The sequence below is a fragment of the Rhodopseudomonas sp. genome (assembly GCF_013377015.1).
Classification (GTDB): Bacteria; Pseudomonadota; Alphaproteobacteria; order Rhizobiales; family Xanthobacteraceae; genus JARJEH01.
In genome coordinates this window covers 1,624,112-1,639,763 of record NZ_JACABA010000001.1, presented here as the reverse complement: position 1 = coordinate 1,639,763, position 15,652 = coordinate 1,624,112, and the positions used below count along the sequence as shown (strand labels likewise).

General features: G+C 63.3%; 18 protein-coding genes and 1 tRNA gene. 9 read left to right on the top strand and 10 right to left on the bottom strand.

Annotation, left to right across the window (positions count from 1 at the left end; all coding sequences use genetic code 11):
• Positions 1 to 35: 35 nt before the first annotated feature.
• The 3 genes from cobT to bluB are packed head-to-tail and all read left to right on the top strand — an operon-like array spanning position 36 to position 3,106.
• A complete protein-coding gene (gene cobT / locus HXX15_RS07850) occupies positions 36 to 1,091 on the top strand; it encodes a nicotinate-nucleotide--dimethylbenzimidazole phosphoribosyltransferase (protein ID WP_296514508.1) in 1,056 nt (351 codons plus the stop codon).
• Positions 1,092 to 2,426: a cobyrinate a,c-diamide synthase gene (locus HXX15_RS07845; RefSeq protein WP_296514506.1), complete on the top strand. Its 1,335-nt coding sequence runs from the start codon at positions 1,092 to 1,094 to the stop codon at positions 2,424 to 2,426. It abuts the gene before it with no gap.
• Between the two features lie 11 nt (positions 2,427 to 2,437).
• Positions 2,438 to 3,106, top strand: a complete 669-nt coding sequence (gene bluB, locus HXX15_RS07840; RefSeq protein WP_296514503.1) for a 5,6-dimethylbenzimidazole synthase — start codon at positions 2,438 to 2,440, stop codon at positions 3,104 to 3,106.
• Between the two features lie 229 nt (positions 3,107 to 3,335).
• On the opposite strand, the gene HXX15_RS07835 is transcribed toward bluB, so the two are convergent.
• From HXX15_RS07835 to HXX15_RS07815, 5 genes are all read right to left on the bottom strand, one after another.
• Entirely contained in the window at positions 3,336 to 4,013 is a 678-nt protein-coding gene (locus tag HXX15_RS07835) for a hypothetical protein (protein WP_296514500.1), read from the bottom strand.
• A gap of 4 nt (positions 4,014 to 4,017) precedes the next feature.
• Positions 4,018 to 4,524 (bottom strand): hypothetical protein, encoded by a 507-nt coding sequence (locus tag HXX15_RS07830; protein ID WP_296514498.1) that lies wholly within the window; start codon positions 4,522 to 4,524, stop codon positions 4,018 to 4,020.
• Positions 4,525 to 4,534: 10 nt separating this feature from the next.
• Positions 4,535 to 5,308, bottom strand: a complete 774-nt coding sequence (locus HXX15_RS07825) for a TIGR04255 family protein (RefSeq protein WP_296514496.1) — start codon at positions 5,306 to 5,308, stop codon at positions 4,535 to 4,537.
• 530 nt (positions 5,309 to 5,838) lie between these two features.
• A tRNA-Glu gene (locus HXX15_RS07820) sits at positions 5,839 to 5,913 on the bottom strand.
• Between the two features lie 103 nt (positions 5,914 to 6,016).
• The gene (locus HXX15_RS07815) at positions 6,017 to 6,349 is read right to left on the bottom strand and encodes a hypothetical protein (RefSeq protein ID WP_296514493.1); all 333 of its coding nucleotides are present in this window, start codon (positions 6,347 to 6,349) and stop codon (positions 6,017 to 6,019) included.
• A gap of 61 nt (positions 6,350 to 6,410) precedes the next feature.
• Here HXX15_RS07815 and HXX15_RS07810 point away from each other — a divergent pair, with 61 nt between their 5' ends.
• Both HXX15_RS07810 and rpoH read left to right on the top strand, forming a co-directional pair.
• A complete protein-coding gene (locus HXX15_RS07810) occupies positions 6,411 to 7,424 on the top strand; it encodes an RluA family pseudouridine synthase (protein ID WP_296514491.1) in 1,014 nt (337 codons plus the stop codon).
• Positions 7,425 to 7,640: 216 nt separating this feature from the next.
• A complete protein-coding gene (gene rpoH, locus HXX15_RS07805) occupies positions 7,641 to 8,540 on the top strand; it encodes an RNA polymerase sigma factor RpoH (protein ID WP_296514489.1) in 900 nt (299 codons plus the stop codon).
• A gap of 98 nt (positions 8,541 to 8,638) precedes the next feature.
• Here the strand turns inward: rpoH and HXX15_RS07800 are convergent, their stop codons facing one another.
• Both HXX15_RS07800 and HXX15_RS07795 read right to left on the bottom strand, forming a co-directional pair.
• Entirely contained in the window at positions 8,639 to 9,007 is a 369-nt protein-coding gene (locus HXX15_RS07800) for a hypothetical protein (RefSeq protein ID WP_296514486.1), read from the bottom strand.
• Positions 9,008 to 9,126: 119 nt separating this feature from the next.
• Positions 9,127 to 10,020: an MBL fold metallo-hydrolase gene (locus HXX15_RS07795; RefSeq protein WP_296514484.1), complete on the bottom strand. Its 894-nt coding sequence runs from the start codon at positions 10,018 to 10,020 to the stop codon at positions 9,127 to 9,129.
• A gap of 80 nt (positions 10,021 to 10,100) precedes the next feature.
• Here HXX15_RS07795 and HXX15_RS07790 point away from each other — a divergent pair, with 80 nt between their 5' ends.
• The 3 genes from HXX15_RS07790 to HXX15_RS07780 are packed head-to-tail and all read left to right on the top strand — an operon-like array spanning position 10,101 to position 11,794.
• Positions 10,101 to 10,427 (top strand): metalloregulator ArsR/SmtB family transcription factor, encoded by a 327-nt coding sequence (locus HXX15_RS07790; RefSeq protein WP_296514482.1) that lies wholly within the window; start codon positions 10,101 to 10,103, stop codon positions 10,425 to 10,427.
• A 22-nt stretch (positions 10,428 to 10,449) separates the two neighbouring features.
• Positions 10,450 to 10,983, top strand: a complete 534-nt coding sequence (locus HXX15_RS07785; protein ID WP_296514480.1) for a rhodanese-like domain-containing protein — start codon at positions 10,450 to 10,452, stop codon at positions 10,981 to 10,983.
• Between the two features lie 16 nt (positions 10,984 to 10,999).
• Positions 11,000 to 11,794: a sulfite exporter TauE/SafE family protein gene (locus tag HXX15_RS07780; RefSeq protein ID WP_296514477.1), complete on the top strand. Its 795-nt coding sequence runs from the start codon at positions 11,000 to 11,002 to the stop codon at positions 11,792 to 11,794.
• 21 nt (positions 11,795 to 11,815) lie between these two features.
• On the opposite strand, the gene HXX15_RS07775 is transcribed toward HXX15_RS07780, so the two are convergent.
• A complete protein-coding gene (locus HXX15_RS07775; protein WP_296514475.1) occupies positions 11,816 to 12,346 on the bottom strand; it encodes a cupin domain-containing protein in 531 nt (176 codons plus the stop codon).
• 29 nt (positions 12,347 to 12,375) lie between these two features.
• Positions 12,376 to 12,918: a sigma-70 family RNA polymerase sigma factor gene (locus HXX15_RS07770; protein WP_296514473.1), complete on the bottom strand. Its 543-nt coding sequence runs from the start codon at positions 12,916 to 12,918 to the stop codon at positions 12,376 to 12,378.
• Positions 12,919 to 13,176: 258 nt separating this feature from the next.
• Between HXX15_RS07770 and HXX15_RS07765 the strand changes: the two genes are divergently transcribed.
• A complete protein-coding gene (locus HXX15_RS07765) occupies positions 13,177 to 13,785 on the top strand; it encodes a sigma-70 family RNA polymerase sigma factor (RefSeq protein WP_296514471.1) in 609 nt (202 codons plus the stop codon).
• A 92-nt stretch (positions 13,786 to 13,877) separates the two neighbouring features.
• Here the strand turns inward: HXX15_RS07765 and HXX15_RS07760 are convergent, their stop codons facing one another.
• Positions 13,878 to 15,494: a phosphoenolpyruvate carboxykinase gene (locus HXX15_RS07760; RefSeq protein WP_296514469.1), complete on the bottom strand. Its 1,617-nt coding sequence runs from the start codon at positions 15,492 to 15,494 to the stop codon at positions 13,878 to 13,880.
• Positions 15,495 to 15,652 lie beyond the last annotated feature (158 nt).

Here is a 15,652-nt window from a genome sequence, read left to right as displayed (position 1 = left end):
TGCGTCAGTTACCGGCCTCGCAGCGAGGACCCACAATGCCGACCGACACACTCACGATTTGGCAACCGCCGGCGATCGCGCCGGTCGATCTGTCGGTTGAGACGACGATTCGCGCGCGGATCGACGGCAAGGCCAAGCCGCTCGGTTCGCTCGGGCGGATCGAGGATCTCGCGGTCCAGCTCGGCATGATCCGGCATCCCGGCGAGCCGCGCGGCGACAACGCCGTGCTGATGGTGTTCGCCGGCGACCACGGCCTCACCGCAGAAGGCGTCTCGCAATTTCCCGCCGCCGTGACGGTAGCGATGGTGATGACCTATCTGGCCGGCCGCGCCTGCGCCAACGCCTTCGCGGCCGCCAGCCAGGTCGATGTGCGCGTGATCGACGCCGGCGTCGCCGCCGAACTGCCGGCGCATCCCGACCTGATCGATGCCAAGATTCGGATGGGCACCGGCAACGCCGCGCGCGAACCGGCGATGACGCCGCAGCAGGCCGCCGATGCGCTGAGCAAGGGCTGCGAACTGGCGGTCGCGGAAATTCGCGACGGCGCCGACATCATCGCACTCGGCGAGATGGGCATCGGCAACACCGCGTCTTCGTCGCTGCTGCTGCATCGGCTGGCGCCAGCGCCGCTCGACCAATGCATCGGCGTCGGCGCCGGGCAGGACCCCGCCGGCATGGCGAAGAAGCGCGCCGCGATCGAAATGGCGGCCGCGCGCAGCAACGCCATCGCGCCGTTCGACGTACTCGCCGAATTCGGCGGGCTGGAGATCGCCATGATGGCCGGCGCGATTCTCGGCGCTGCCTCGCGGCGCCGCCCGGTGATCATCGACGGCTTCATCGCCACCGCGGCAGCGCTGCTCGCGGTCCGGCTCTGCCCGGCGGCGCGTGGCTATTGCGTGTTCGCGCATCGCTCCGCCGAACGCGGCCATGACATTGCGCTGGCCGCGCTCGAGGCGCGGCCGCTGCTCGATCTCGGACTGCGGCTCGGCGAAGGCACCGGCGCGATCCTCGCAGTGCCGCTGCTGCGCGCCGCGGCGCGGCTGCTGACCGACGTCGTCGATCTCAGCGACGTGCTGGCCGGAAAGATCTGAATGAATCCCGTTCATCATCAGCTCGCCGCGCGCGGTCTGATGATTGCGGCGCCGCGCTCGGGCAGCGGCAAGACCACGCTGACGCTCGGCCTGCTCCGGGCGCTGCATCGCAACGGCTTGCGCGTCAGCGGCGCGAAATGTGGGCCGGACTACATCGACCCCGCCTTTCATCAGGCCGCCAGCGGCCGGCCCAGCCTCAATCTCGACAGCTGGAGCATGAGCCCGGGCCTGCTCGCCGGACTCGCCGCGCAGGCCGCGCAGGATTGCGACCTGGTGATCTGCGAAGCCGTGATGGGGCTGTTCGACGGCGCGTCGGGCCAGCCGGGCCGCACCGGGTCCTCCGCCGACGTCGCGGGGGCACTCGACCTGCCGGTGGTGCTGGTGCTGGACGTTGGCGCCCAGGCGCAATCGGCCGGCGCCGTCGTCAAGGGCTTCATGAGTTTCGATCCGCGGATCCGAATCGCCGGCGTGGTGCTGAACCGGATCGGCAGCCCGCGCCATCTTCAACTGGTTAGCGACGGCATTGCGCCGCTCGGGATTCCGATCCTCGGCAGCCTGCCGGCCTCGAGCCGCATCGCCTTGCCGGAACGACATCTCGGCCTGGTGCAGGCCGGCGAAACCTCCGATCTGGACCACCGGCTCGACGCGATGGCCGATCTCGTCGCCGAACATATCCGGCTCGACCAGCTGATTGCGCTCGCGGGCCCGATGCAGGCGCCGGTCGACGCGCCTGCCGTGGCGTTGCGGCCGCCCGGCCAGCGCATCGCGTTGGCCCATGACGCGGCGTTCTCATTCGTCTACCCGCATCTGCTGGCCGGCTGGCGCGCCAGCGGCGCCGAGATCGTCGCCTTCTCGCCGCTAGCGAACCAGGCACCCGCACCCGATTGCGACGTCTGCTGGCTACCGGGCGGCTATCCTGAACTACACGCCGGCCAGCTCGCGGCGGCGGGCGATTTTCTCGACGGGCTGCGTCGCTTCGCCGCCGACAAGCCGGTCCATGGCGAGTGCGGCGGCTACATGACCCTGGGCGAGACGCTGACCGACGCGGGCGGCGCCGTGCACCGGATGGCCGGCCTGCTCGGCGTCCACACCAGTTTCGCCCAGCGCAAACTGCATCTCGGCTATCGCGAAGCCCTCCTGGTCGCGGACGGATGCCTCGGCGCCGCCGGAGCCATTTTGCGCGGCCACGAATTCCACTACGCCAGCGTCACCGCGCCGGGCGCCGATGAGCCGTTTGCGTTCGTCACCGACGCCTACAGCAGTGACCCAGCCCCGTCGGGGAGCCGGCGAGGCCGCGTCACCGGCAGCTTCTTCCACATGGTCGCAACAGCATGAATCAGTCCCCGATGTCCGAACTTGATATCACCGCGGCGAACGCGGCCCCGCCGCGCTTCGATGCGCCGTTTCAGGCCAAGCTCGCCGAACTGATCGCCTGGCGGCGCGACGTCCGCCGGTTCCGTGGCGACGCCGTCGCGCCGGAGCTGATCGAGCAATTGCTCGATCTGGCGCAACTGGCGCCCTCGGTCGGCAACAGCCAGCCATGGCGCTGGGTCAGCGTCGACAGCGCAGCGATGCGCGAGACGATCCGCGCCAACTTCGTGCTCAGCAATGAACGCGCCGCGGCGACGTACCGCGGCGCGCGCGCCGAACTCTATGCGCGGCTGAAGCTGGAAGGTATCGACGTCGCGCCGCGGCAATTCGCGCTGTTCTGCGATCGCGGCACCGACCAGGGCGCCGGCGTCGGCTGCCAGTCCATGCCGGAGGCGCTCGACTATTCGGTGGTGGTGATGATCGAAACCTTCTGGCTCGCCGCCCGCGCCGCCGGCCTCGGCGTCGGCTGGGTCTCGATCCTCGATCCGCGGCAGGTCGAGGCCGATCTCGACGTGCCGGAGAGCTGGAAATTCATCGCCTATCTGTGCGTCGGCTGGCCGGTCGAGGAACACATCGACCCGGAACTGGTCCGCCACCACTGGCAGGACCGCACCAGCGCCGGGCGGACGGTGCTGTCGCGCTGAGGCGGGCGACGGCGCGGTTTGCCGCTGGTGCCTCTGCAATCATCCTAAAGCGCTGAGGAGCGATTTAGCGGGTAAACATTCAATCTGCATCGACTATCAATTGGGGGGGGCGTGTTCAGATGGACCGGTGCGGTCCCGACGAAATGGAGATCATCGAATATCACTACTTGGTCCTGTCGAACAGGACCAACGAGCAGGAGTTCGCAGATGCAAAAAAGCTTCTGCCGATTTAGCGCTTATGTGCTTCGATATCGGCAATAATTCCTGCAGCAATTGCAGAGGCATTGTCGAAGTCAACGGGCCAATTCGGAGCAAGGCAGGTCGCGCCACATACTTCTTCGGGACGGAATCTGCGGGCACCAATATCCTGCGCCAGAGCTGCAACGTGCTCAGTCGGCACGCCGCATTCCCTGAGCCTCGCGATAATCCCAGCTTGCCAAAGTGCATCGTCGGTTCGAGATAAAGGCCAAGTATCTTCATTCAGCAATTCAAAGCCTAGGTGTCTAAGGACCGCCACGATAAATGTTGCGCACGTGAATCCTTGACCAATGGGCGGACTAATGAACCTTCCTGTATCGGCATCGTACGGACTTCCATCGGTTCGGAAGCCGTACGGTATCTTATCGGGATGGTTTCTCCGCTCATCTAGCCATGAGGCGACAAATCGACGATTGAATTCGTTTAGATTAATGTCGTTCCAGAGATATCTATCGCTTGGTTCATCGTCACGCTGACTCTCGTGCCAAGCAAAGTGCGCTAGTCTTGGCCGAGAGTTGTCAACCCGATATAGAAACCCAGCATGAAGACCGAACTCTTGGCCTTCATAGATCGGGTCCACTCGTGTTGCTGCGATTCCAAGATAGTCAACGTCGCTAAACGGGCGCTCGTTGGATGACAACAAATGCATCTGCTCAAATCAGGCCAATGAGGATTTCTTTAGCAGGAAGTCCACGCGACTCCAATTCGAAGCGAACCTTAGTCAACAAAGAATGCCAGCTTAAAATTTTCATGCGAACAGGAAACGTCACTCTCAGCAGAGTGAGCATCAATTCTGGCGTAAGAAGTTTTGGCGGGATCACCGAATAGATTCGGCTTATGTCGTCAAAGCGCCGTTCCTTTAGCAGGGAGTTGAGACCCGCAATTACATCCTTGATCTGGTCGGTATTGCTACTTTCGGTTCCTGCCGTTACCGCGTTGAACAACCAAGATAGGTCTAACGCCCGTCGCTTTCGGGCGGGCTCGTCGTCCAAAATGCAAAAGGGTATACGAGGTCGTACGACTTCGGGTCTGACTCGAAGCCAGTTCTTGGGAACCGCCAAGACAAAGTGCCGCGCCATGTCAAAGGAAGACAACGAGCCCGCTGTGACCGTGGAATAACCACACACCGACAGCTTAGAAAAATCCCACACGTCGGTCATGCGAACAGGCTCAGTCGACCGACCTTGGATTGAGGGCTTCGTGAAGGCGTTGCTTGATGCACCATCGAAACACACAGCCGCTTTCAGCGTTGAAGCGGGTGAGATGGTCAATGCTCTGTCGTTCATCGGCGTCTACCGCTCTTTCGGAGAAAAACAAATTGTCAATTAGGAAATTTGGAGGAGTATTTTTATCATCATCACTGACGAGACCAGCCGTGATGCGCACTTTGCCGTCTGCGAGTGGGAGATTGATGAGAGATGCATAATATTCCACGTCAGATTCTGGTATCTGCTCATCGGCAAGCGGCCCGATCAGCGCGGGCATAATCAGCTCGCGCCACGGAACGTCGCTGAGATCTAGGCGCTTGCGGTCGATCACGTTGATATAATTGAGGGAGATTCGTGTGAAGACCTTAGGGGAGTAGTGCTTTAGCAGCGTAGAAACAGCGGTGCTGATGTTCTCCTGATACTTCTCCCATCGTTCGTACTTGAGGGTCCGCACCCCGACGAAGTCCGCTCCCAATGCGATAGTGACATCGCGATCCGCCGAATTGAACTCGTATATCATCGAGCTGGGTGTTCGCTGCTCACCTCGTTCCGAACTGCTTTTTTCAATTGGCGCTTCCTCGGTCTCAAGAAAAGGGAAGGCCTGAATCAAGTCTTGTTGAAAGCCCACGGGAAGTTCGTGGTCGATTGCCAGAATCCGGGAAAAGTGAATCGTGCAAATGACCTGAGTGAGCGGGTTCGGCTCATACAGCACCCTCTCCCTCGCCGGAAATTTCATCGAACAAGTCCCTTTACAACCCTCGAATCGGCACACTATGCGGTTCGCGGCCCTTCCGTCTAGCGGCTTTGGCCGGACGAAGGACCCTTGGATGGGCAAAATCGGCGCAGCGCCGTCACACTGCCGAACAACCGTTGACATCACCTTTCGATCCATAAGGCTTGCCGGGCTCCGGAGGATCACCGCGCCGTGCTGCTCACGGCCGCTCTGGATTGGACGAATCTTCATTGTCCGATCCGCAGCGGCCGTGGGGGAGATCGGCTTTGGCGGCGGCCTTTGGAATATGAGCCGCCAGCCCATTATTCCGGATCCGACGCACCATCGCAGTAACCCGGCGGCCGGAACGCTGTACGGCCGCCTGAAGGGTTTGGCGGTGCCATCCCCGGTCATGGTCCGGAAGGCCGCCAGATCACCGCTCGCCGGGCCGCCCCTTGGCGGCCTTCCTGCGGGCTCGGCAGATTTGAGCGCCCGGCGCGGGGAGCGATATTGGACCCGACGCCCGCCAGAACTCACTAAGTCGTTGAAAGCGGTGGCGCTCCCTAGGAGAATCGAACTCCTGTTTTCGCCGTGAGAGGGCGACGTCCTAACCGCTAGACGAAGGGAGCGGGACGAGAGGCTAATAGCTGCGAAACGCCGTCGCTGCAAGATCGACGGCGGCGGCCGGGCTGCGGCGACGCGGATTGCGAGCAAAAACGCCCAATCCGGGCGCTATGGCTCGGGGGCGAAGGTGAGCCGTCCGGTCGGCTTCAGGGTCTTGGCGTCGAAGGTGCGGATCTCGACCGCGCCGCCTATATCGAGCGTCAGCACCAGGCGGTCGCCGGCGACCGCGGTGGAGACGATCCTTGCCCCTTTCGGCAGCGTCGCCGTGGTATTGCTGGCCGGGCTGCTTCCCTCGGCGCGGTAAAGGCGGTAACCGATGGCGACCAGCACGGCCGCCACCGCGAGCGCCGTGGTCAGCCCAGCAATCAACATCATCCGCCGTACCCGCGAGAACAGCGCGGCTTGTTCGGGGGTCGGTTCGGGTACAACGGTTTCGGTCATGCAAGGCTCTTTAAAACAAGGCTCTCTGGAGCACGGCTCAATTCTGGAAGATGGCTCGATCTTGGAAGATTCGTCGGAACACAAAGGTCAGTTGCTGCAGGTCACCGTCGCCGGCGACGAGGGCTCGATCCGGCTCGATCGCGTCCTGGCGGTGCGCCGTCCCGAGCTGTCGCGGTCGCGGCTGAAAGCGCTGATCCTTGCCGATCGGGTGGTGATCGGCGGCGCCGCCATCCGCGACCCCGCTTATCATGTCGCCCCGGGTGATACGATCACAATCGACGTCCCGGAAGCGGTCGCCGCGGAGCCCGCCGGCGAGGCGATCGCGCTCAATATCGTCTACGAGGACGACGACATCATCGTCATCGACAAGCCGCGCGGGCTGGTGGTGCATCCGGCCGCCGGTCACGAGACCGGCACGCTGGTCAACGCCCTGATCGCCCATTGCGGCGCCAGCCTGTCCGGCATCGGCGGGGTGAAACGACCCGGCATCGTGCACCGGCTCGACAAGGACACAACGGGGCTGATGGTGGCGGCCAAGAACGACCGCGCCCATCAATCGCTCAGCGAGCAATTCGCCGACCATGGCCGCACCGGCGCGCTGCGCCGCGGCTATATGGCGTTCGTCTGGGGCACGCCGAATCGCCCGCATGGCACCATCGACCTGCCGATCGACCGCCACCCGTTCGCCCGCGAGAAAATGGCGGTGCGCGAGGGCGGCCGCGAGGCCATCACCCATTGGGAGATCCAGCAGAGCTTCGCAGCCCGCGACGGCAAGCCGATCGCGACGCTGCTGGCCTGCACGCTGGAAACCGGCCGCACCCACCAGATCAGAGTCCATCTGGCCCATATCGGCCATCCGCTGCTGGGCGACGACGTCTACGGCCCGCATTTCAAGACCAAGGCCAGTCACCTCCGCCCCGCCGCGCAGGCGGCGCTGCGGGAGCTCGGGCGGCAGGCGTTGCATGCCTATCTGTTGGTATTGGAACACCCCAGGACCGGGGAGATTCTCGAGTGGCAGTCCGATTTGCCGGCCGACCTGGCTCGCCTGCAAGCCACTTTAGCGGCGACGGAATGACGCACCTCGTTCGCAAAACGTTAGGTATGTCAATCTGTTAATCGGCCGTCACGGCGACGTGACGGGCTCTGAGCTTCCACGGGCCGAAAAAAATCGTGTATATTGTTGGTGCGTTGGATGTCCCAGCGCGGAACATCGCAGCCCGGTCGGCTTTAGCAAAGCGACCGTCTGCCTGGTCGCCCGATGTCGGGGACCTGAACCACTGGAGGGCGCTGAATGGCCCGTGCAGCAACACTACCGGTTCTCAACGGAGAATCCGGCCTCTCTCGTTACCTCTCGGAAATCCGCAAGTTTCCGATGCTGGAGCCCCAGCAGGAATATATGTTTGCGAAGCGCTGGCGCGAACACGACGATCGCGACGCGGCGCATCACCTTGTCACCAGCCATCTAAGACTCGTGGCCAAGATTGCCATGGGTTATCGCGGCTACGGCCTGCCGATTTCCGAAGTCGTTTCGGAAGGCAATGTCGGCCTGATGCAGGCGGTGAAGCGGTTCGAGCCCGAAAAGGGCTTCCGCCTCGCCACCTATGCGATGTGGTGGATCAAGGCCTCGATCCAGGAATACATCCTGCGGTCGTGGTCGCTGGTGAAGATGGGCACCACCGCGAACCAGAAGAAGCTGTTCTTCAACCTGCGCAAGGCGAAGAGCAAGATCTCGGCGCTGGACGAGGGTGATATGCACCCCGACCAGGTCAAGCTGATCGCCAAAAGGCTCGGCGTCACCGAGCAGGACGTGGTCGACATGAACCGCCGGCTCGGCGGCGACGCGTCGCTCAACGCCCCGATCCGTGACGACGGCGAGCCCGGCGAATGGCAGGACTGGCTGGTCGATCACTCGCCGACGCAGGAAGCCATCATGGCCGAGCACGAAGAGCTCGATCATCGCCGCGCGGCGCTGAATGGTGCGATTGGCGTGCTTAACCCGCGCGAACGGCGGATCTTCGAGGCCCGCCGGCTTGCCGACGAGCCGATGACGCTGGAAGACCTCGCCGCCGAATTCGGCGTGTCGCGCGAACGGGTGCGGCAGATCGAGGTCCGCGCCTTCGAGAAGGTGCAGAGCGCGGTGAAGACCACGATCGCCCGGCAGGAAGAAGCCACGCTTCACGCCGTGCACTGAATTGAGAGGCCGGCGACGCCGGCCGATCAGCGATCCAACGCGAAACCCCGCCGGCGACGGCGGGGTTTTTCTTTGTACTGGTCCGATAATTCGGCGGCTCAGGCCGTCCGTTTGGCGGTCGCGGTGTCGAGGTAAGTACTTTGCGTGACCGGGTCGGTCACGACGTTCTTGATCTCGGCGCTGGTGCCCGACTTGCTCAGTTTGAACTTGGTGTCGCCGACCCGGAACGTATTGTCCTTGATCAGCACCTGCTGGTATTTGACGGTGCCAGCGCTGTCGTATTTCACCTGCGCTCTGAAGCCGGTGACGTTGGTTACGGTGACCGCGAATTTCTTGCCATTGGCATAGACGCCGGTCCATGTGCCCTGATAGGCGGCGGGATCGACCGCCTTGTAGGGCGTGTTCGACGGAGTCTGCAGCCCGACCGTCTTGTAGTTGGCGGATAGAATGCTCAGCATATCAGCCATGGGAATGCTCCGTCGCACGGCCAGCGATGGCGCCGCGCGAATTGCGGTCAGTACACGCCATCGCTGGTTAAGGCTCTGTTAATCCGAGGCGGATGCAACGGCTCCGGAGCGCCTGCACGTCAGCTGATTCCGGCCTCGGCGCCGGGCTTGGCATGAACCGGCAGCAGCAGATAGCGTACGCCGTTCTGCTGGGCCTTTGGAAAGTGACCGGCGCGGATGTTGACCTGGATCGACGGCAGCAGCAGCGTCGGCGCCTTCAGCGTGGCGTCGCGCGCCGTCCGCATCGCGACGAACTCCGCCTCGGTGACGCCGCCGCGCAGATGGACGTTGCCGTCGCGCTCATCGCGCACCGTGGTTTCCCAGGCGTAATTGTCGCGGCCGGGCGCCTTGTAGTCGTGGCACATGAACAGCCGCGTCTGCGGCGGCAGCGCCAGCAATTTCTGGATCGAGCGATACAGCTGGTGCGCATCCCCGCCGGGGAAATCCGCCCGCGCGGTGCCATAGTCGGGCATGAACAGGGTATCGCCGACAAACACCGCGTCGCCGATCTTGTAGGCGATATCGGCAGGGGTGTGCCCGGGCGTATGCAGCACCTCGACGGTGAGCTCGCCGATCGGAAAGGTCTCGCCGTCGGCGAACAGTCGATCGAAATCGCTGCCGTCGGTACGCAGATCCTCGACGTTGAACATCGGCCAGAAGATCCGCTGCACGTCCTTGATGTGTTCGCCGATCCCGACCTTGGCGCCGGTTTTGGCTTTGATATAGGGGGCGCCGGACAGGTGATCGGCGTGGGCGTGGGTCTCCAGCACCCAGGCGATGGTCAACCCATCGCTGCGGGCCGCCTCCAGAATGGCTTCGACCGAAGCGACATCCACCGAGCCATCGCTATGATCGTAGTCAAGCACCGGGTCGATCACCGCCGCGGCACGGGCCGCGGGATCGGCGACCAGATAGCTGACCGTATTGGTGGGCTCGTTGAAGAAGGCACGGATCACGGGGGAGGAAGCGGTCACGGGTCGTACTCCTGGGGGCGACTGCTGTTGACACTTATTGTCATATTATAAATAAGCAATATCTAATGTACGAGGCGCCAATGCAGACCACCGCCACCGACATCCAGGACTTCGAGGCCAATGCGCTGGAGGTCGCCAACACCTTGCGCGCACTCGGCAATGTCCGCCGGCTGACGATTCTATGCAAACTGGTCGAGGCCGGCGAAGTGACAGTAGGGGCGCTGGTCGAGGCGGTCGGTCTCAGCCAGTCGGCGCTGTCGCAGCATCTCGCCCGGATGCGCGAGGAGAATATCGTGACCTTCCGCCGCGACGGCCAGACCCTCTGGTACCGGATTTCCGATCCCCGCATCGAAAAATTGATGGCGGAGCTGCACCGCCTGTTCTGCCGCGCCACCCCTTCCTCGTGACCTTCACCACGGAGTCTTTCACATGCCACTCCCGCACATCTCCGCCGCAAAGGCCAAGCAGCTGGTCGATCGCGGTGCCGTCCTGATCGACATCCGGGAACTGAGTGAACACACCCGCTCTCGGATCGACGGCGCGCAGCACGCGCCGCTGTCACGGCTTGCCAAACTCGACCTCGGCCCCGATGCCACCACGGTGATCTTCCATTGCCGTTCCGGGTATCGCACCGCCAGCAATGCCGACCGGCTGGCGCAGTCGACCGACTGCGAGGCGTTCATTCTCGACGGCGGCATCGACGCCTGGAAGGGCGCCGGACTGCCGATCGTCGAAGACCGGCGCCAGCCGATGGAAATGATGCGCCAGGTACAGATCGTCTCCGGGTTGCTGGTGTTGGCGGGCGCCCTGCTCGGCGCGCTGGTCAATCCCGGCTTCTATCTGCTGTCGGGATTGGTCGGCGCCGGCCAGGTGTTTTCCGGCGTCAGCGGCGCCTGCCCGATGGCGCGGCTGCTGGCTCGGGCGCCGTGGAATCGCAGCGTCGCCGCGCCGGTTCAGGCGTGAGCGAAAGCCGTCCGCAATGTTGATCGCGTCCGCCGACGTCGTGACGGTGCTGTCCGGCGGACTGGTCGGCTTCATCCTGGCGCTGATCGGCGGCGGCGGATCGGTGCTCGCGGTGCCGCTGCTGGTCTATGTCGTGGGCGTCAAGTCACCGCATGTCGCGATCGGCACCAGCGCCATCGCGGTGGCGATCAGCGCCTTCGCCAACATGCTGTCGCATTGGGCCCGCGGCAATGTGCGCTGGCCCTGCGCCATCGTGTTCTCGGCCGCCGGAATCGGCGGCGCGGTGGCCGGCTCCAGCATCGCCAAGCAGATCGACGGCCAGAAGCTGCTAGTGCTGTTCGGCATCCTGATGATCGTGATCGGCGCGCTGATGTCGCGCAAGCGCGCCGCCAGCGGCGACGCATCGATCCGGCTGACCCGGGCATCGGCGCAAACCATGCTGCCGAAGCTGATCGGAACCGGTTTCGGCGTCGGCCTGCTCGCAGGCTTCTTCGGCATTGGCGGCGGATTTCTGATCGTGCCCGGCCTGATTCTGGCGACCGGAATGCCGCTGACCTTGGCGATCGGCACTTCGCTGGTCGCGGTGGTGGCGTTCGGCGCTTCGACCGCGGTGAGCTACGCGGTGTCCGGGCTGATCGACTGGCGGCTGGCGGGAGTGTTCATCGCCGGCGGACTACTCGGCGGACTGATCGGGATCGTGGCCGGCAAGATCATCGGCACTCACGACAAGGCGTTGCGCTCGACCTTTGCGAGCGTGGTGGTTCTGGTCGGTATCTATGTCTGCTATCGCGGCGTGATGTATTTTATGTAGCGCCGCACCGGCGTTGTTCAGTTAAAGCCGCAGCGAAGCCGACTCGTCGCGGTCGATCCCCATCACCACGTGCACCAGGCAGCCATTGACGGTCCGACCGGGCGGATGGGAAGAGGTCGGCGTCGCGACGTGGAAGTCGCCGGCGGAGAGCACCAGATCGCCGAAGCGCAGGTCGCCTTCGAGCACAAGAGCCTGTTCGTCAGCATGGTGCGAGTGGGAGTGATAGGTCGAGCCTGGCTGCATCCTCACCAGCAGATATCGCCGCTTCAGGGCCTGATCGACATGCAGCACGCGCCCCTCAATGCCGGGGCTGATCTGATACCAGTCGGCCGCGGCGGCGCGCTTGGTCTGCGTACCCGGCAGGTGCAGACCTTCTTCATCGATCTTCTCGAGAACCTTTTCGAACAGTCCGACCGGAGCCGGCTCGGTCTCGGCCGCATCGAGACTTGAAAACGCGTCCTGCCAATACTCGATCTGTGTGCGCAGTCCTTCGTTAGAATCGAGCTGTGCCTCGAGTTCGCGGCGATCGCCATGGCGCAGCAGTCCGAGCACGTACTCGGCGGCGTCATGGGGTCCCGGCTTCACTGACTCAGGCATAGCTGCAACTTTTCGACGCCACGGTGGATCCAGTTCTTGATCGTCCCGAGAGGAACGGCCAGTTGATCGGCCAGTTCTTCGTAACTCAATCCGTGATGATAGGCCAAAATCACACATTGGCGATAGTTCTGCTGCAGCAGGCCGAGGCACTTGCGCAGATCAGGTCCCAGCGACGGTTCTTTCGGCCGCGCCAAAGCGTCGACCAGCGCGGCGACGTCGTCGTCGCCAAGCGACATCAGCTTGACCCGGCGCTGCGGCAAACGGTCGAGCACGACGTTGCGTGCAACCGCGACCATCCATTTCATCGCTCCGCCCTTGGCGGGGTCGTAGAGATAGGATTTCTGCCAGATTCGCAGCATCGCCTCCTGGAAGGCGTCCTCCGCCGCTGGGCGGTCGCGAAGGATTCGATTGCAAACGCCGAACAGGATGGGACCAGCCTCGGCATAAAGCCGACGGAATGCGACGCGGTCGCCGGAGGCAACAGACTTGAGCACCTGACTGAGGTCGTCGTCGGAAATCTGTCGCATTATGAGGTGAGTCAGTACAAATACAAGCAAGGGTGGTGGTTCCGTTCGCGACTATAGGGCTAAGGAAGTTACGGTTCAACGACGCCGGGTTTCAAAACCGTTCGCAGTCGCGGCCCGAACGCAGCAAAAACAATCAGGCTGCGATGTTCCGGCACCGAAACCTTTTGCGAAATTCCCCCGTATTGACCCGCATGCCGATGATCTGAGCCCTGTCGAATCGGGCCCGGGTCGAACAGATGGACAAGCCGGAGCAGGATCGTGGATACGACGTCGCGGGAAGGCGCCCAGCAACAGGGCGCAAGGGACATGCTGTTGCAGCTGCTCGACGAAGTCGCGCGCGGCAACAAGTCGGCATTCGCAAAACTCTATGGCGCGACCAATCGCAAGCTCCATGGCGTCGCGTTGCGAATCCTGAAGGATCGAGGCGTCGCCGAGGATGTCCTGCAGGAGGCTTATCTCAAGATCTGGCGCAACGCCGCGAACTACGATCCCGCGGTCGCCTCGCCGATCGCCTGGATGGCGACGATCGTTCGCTACGCGGCAATCGACGTTATCCGCAAGCGCCAGTTCGAGACCGTCGCGAGCGAGACCGAGATGCTGGCCATCGCGTCGAACGATCCCGACCCGCTTGATGAGCTCGACCTCGCGCAGCGGCGCCCGTGGGCGCTGACGGCATTTGCCCGGCTTGCTCCGGACAAGCGCCGCCTGATTCTGCTGGCCTACCTGCAGGAGTTCAGCCGACAGCAGCTTTCGCAGCGCATGGGCGTTCCCGCCAACACGGTCAAGACCCATCTACGGCGCGCATTGCTGGAGTTGCAGGCGTCGGTCGGCGATCACGCCAAGGCAACTATCCGCAAAGCGCCCTGAGCGACGCATTGCGTCGCGGACGACGCAGTCCCGACCAAAAGAAACGGGCGGCCCACCGGGCCGCCCGTGATTTCAAACCGATGTTGCGAATCTCATTCCGCCGCCATCTTCACATCCGGCGCCGCGGCGCGGACGTCGGCATCGACCTGCGCTTCGAACTTGGCGAAGTTCTTCTGGAACATGCCGACCAGCGAACGCGCGGTCTTGTCGAACTCGGCCTTGTCGGCCCAGGTCTTGATCGGGTCGAGAATGTCGTTGGGCACGCCATGCAATGCGACCGGCACCGCAAAACCGAAATACTTGTCGGTGCGGAACTCGGCGTCGCGCAGCGAGCCGTTCAGGGCCGCGGTGAGCAGCGCCCGCGTCACCTTGATCGGCATCCGGCTGCCGGTGCCGTATTTGCCGCCGGTCCAGCCGGTGTTGACCAGCCAGCAATCGACATTGTGCTCGGCGATCAGCTTGCGCAGCAAGTTGCCGTACACCGACGGATCGAGCGGAAGGAACGGCGAGCCGAAGCAGGTGGAGAATTCCGGCTGCGGCTCATTGCCCAGACCACGCTCGGTGCCGGCAACCTTCGCGGTATAACCGGACAGGAAGTGATACATCGCCTGCGCCGGAGTCAGCTTGGCGATCGGCGGCATCACGCCGAACGCGTCCGCCGCCAGCATCACAATGTTCTTCGGCTGGCCGGCGCGGCCGGTGCGCGAAGCATTGGGGATGAATTCCAGCGGATAGGCCGAGCGGGTGTTTTCGGTCTTGGAGCCGTCGTCGAAATCCGGCTCGCGAGTTCTCGCATTGAGCACGACGTTCTCGAGCACCGCGCCGAACCGCTTGCTCGCGGCGTGAATCTCCGGCTCGGCTTCCTTCGACAGCTTGATGCATTTGGCGTAGCAGCCGCCTTCGAAATTGAAGATGCCGTCCTTGCCCCAGCCGTGCTCGTCATCGCCGATCAGGGTACGCTTTGGGTCGGCCGACAGCGTGGTCTTGCCGGTGCCGGACAGTCCGAAGAAGATCGCGCTGTCGCCATCGGCATCGACATTGGCCGAGCAATGCATCGGCAGCACGCCCTTCGCGGGCAGCAGATAGTTCAGCGTGGTGAACACCGACTTCTTCATCTCGCCGGCATAATAAGACCCGCCGATCAGCACGATCTTGCGGGCGAAATCGATCGCGACGACATTCTCGGATTTACAGCCGTGACGCTTCGGATCGGCGCGGAAGCTCGGCAGATCGATCATCGTCAATTCGGGCACGAAGCTCGCCAGCGCCGCCGGATCGGGACGGATCAGCAGCGTGCGGATGAACAGCGAGTGCCAGGCCAGTTCGGTGAACACCCGGGTCTTGATCTGGAAGCTCGGATCGGCGCCACCGTACAGATCCTGCGCAAACAGCGTCATGCCTTCGGCGTGCTTGAGGAAATCCTGGTGCAGGATCTCGAACTGTTCGGAGGTGATCGACTGATTGCCGGCCCACCACATGCTCTGCTCGGTGGTGGCGTCGCGTACCGTGAACTTGTCCTTCGGACTGCGGCCGGTGAACACGCCGGTGTCGGCGCACAGCGCGCCGTCGGCCGACAGCACGGCCTCGCCGGCGCGCAGCGCGTGCTCGTAGAGCTGCGGCGCGCCGAGATTCCAGTTCAAACTCTTGAGATTTCTTAAGCCGAATTTGTCGGCGCCGAAGGCACCGTTATGCACGCCCGTCTCTTGCACGAAAAAATCCTCCTCGAATCCGCGTTATCTCGATCGCGCGATTGCCGCCACGCGCATCTGTCGCGGTAACCGTGAATATAGCCGGCCTGCTCCGGTCGGGCGACCTAATAGTGACGAACGCCAGCTTTGCCAACCCGAAGCCGCATTATTTGGTTTAT

Excerpts from the sequence above, each read along its gene's own strand:
- HXX15_RS07815 (WP_296514493.1), bottom strand. The coding sequence starts at position 6,349 with ATGACCGAAACCGTTGTACCCGAACCGACCCCCGAACAAGCCGCGCTG.
- HXX15_RS07800 (WP_296514486.1), bottom strand. The coding sequence starts at position 9,007 with ATGGCTGATATGCTGAGCATTCTATCCGCCAACTACAAGACGGTCGGG.
- HXX15_RS07825 (WP_296514496.1), bottom strand. The coding sequence starts at position 5,308 with ATGAAATTTCCGGCGAGGGAGAGGGTGCTGTATGAGCCGAACCCGCTC.
- rpoH (WP_296514489.1), top strand. The coding sequence starts at position 7,641 with ATGGCCCGTGCAGCAACACTACCGGTTCTCAACGGAGAATCCGGCCTC.
- HXX15_RS07770 (WP_296514473.1), bottom strand. The coding sequence starts at position 12,918 with ATGCGACAGATTTCCGACGACGACCTCAGTCAGGTGCTCAAGTCTGTT.
- HXX15_RS07790 (WP_296514482.1), top strand. The coding sequence starts at position 10,101 with ATGCAGACCACCGCCACCGACATCCAGGACTTCGAGGCCAATGCGCTG.
- cobT (WP_296514508.1), top strand. The coding sequence starts at position 36 with ATGCCGACCGACACACTCACGATTTGGCAACCGCCGGCGATCGCGCCG.
- HXX15_RS07785 (WP_296514480.1), top strand. The coding sequence starts at position 10,450 with ATGCCACTCCCGCACATCTCCGCCGCAAAGGCCAAGCAGCTGGTCGAT.
- bluB (WP_296514503.1), top strand. The coding sequence starts at position 2,438 with ATGTCCGAACTTGATATCACCGCGGCGAACGCGGCCCCGCCGCGCTTC.
- HXX15_RS07780 (WP_296514477.1), top strand. The coding sequence starts at position 11,000 with ATGTTGATCGCGTCCGCCGACGTCGTGACGGTGCTGTCCGGCGGACTG.
- HXX15_RS07830 (WP_296514498.1), bottom strand. The coding sequence starts at position 4,524 with ATGACCGACGTGTGGGATTTTTCTAAGCTGTCGGTGTGTGGTTATTCC.
- HXX15_RS07835 (WP_296514500.1), bottom strand. The coding sequence starts at position 4,013 with ATGCATTTGTTGTCATCCAACGAGCGCCCGTTTAGCGACGTTGACTAT.
- HXX15_RS07845 (WP_296514506.1), top strand. The coding sequence starts at position 1,092 with ATGAATCCCGTTCATCATCAGCTCGCCGCGCGCGGTCTGATGATTGCG.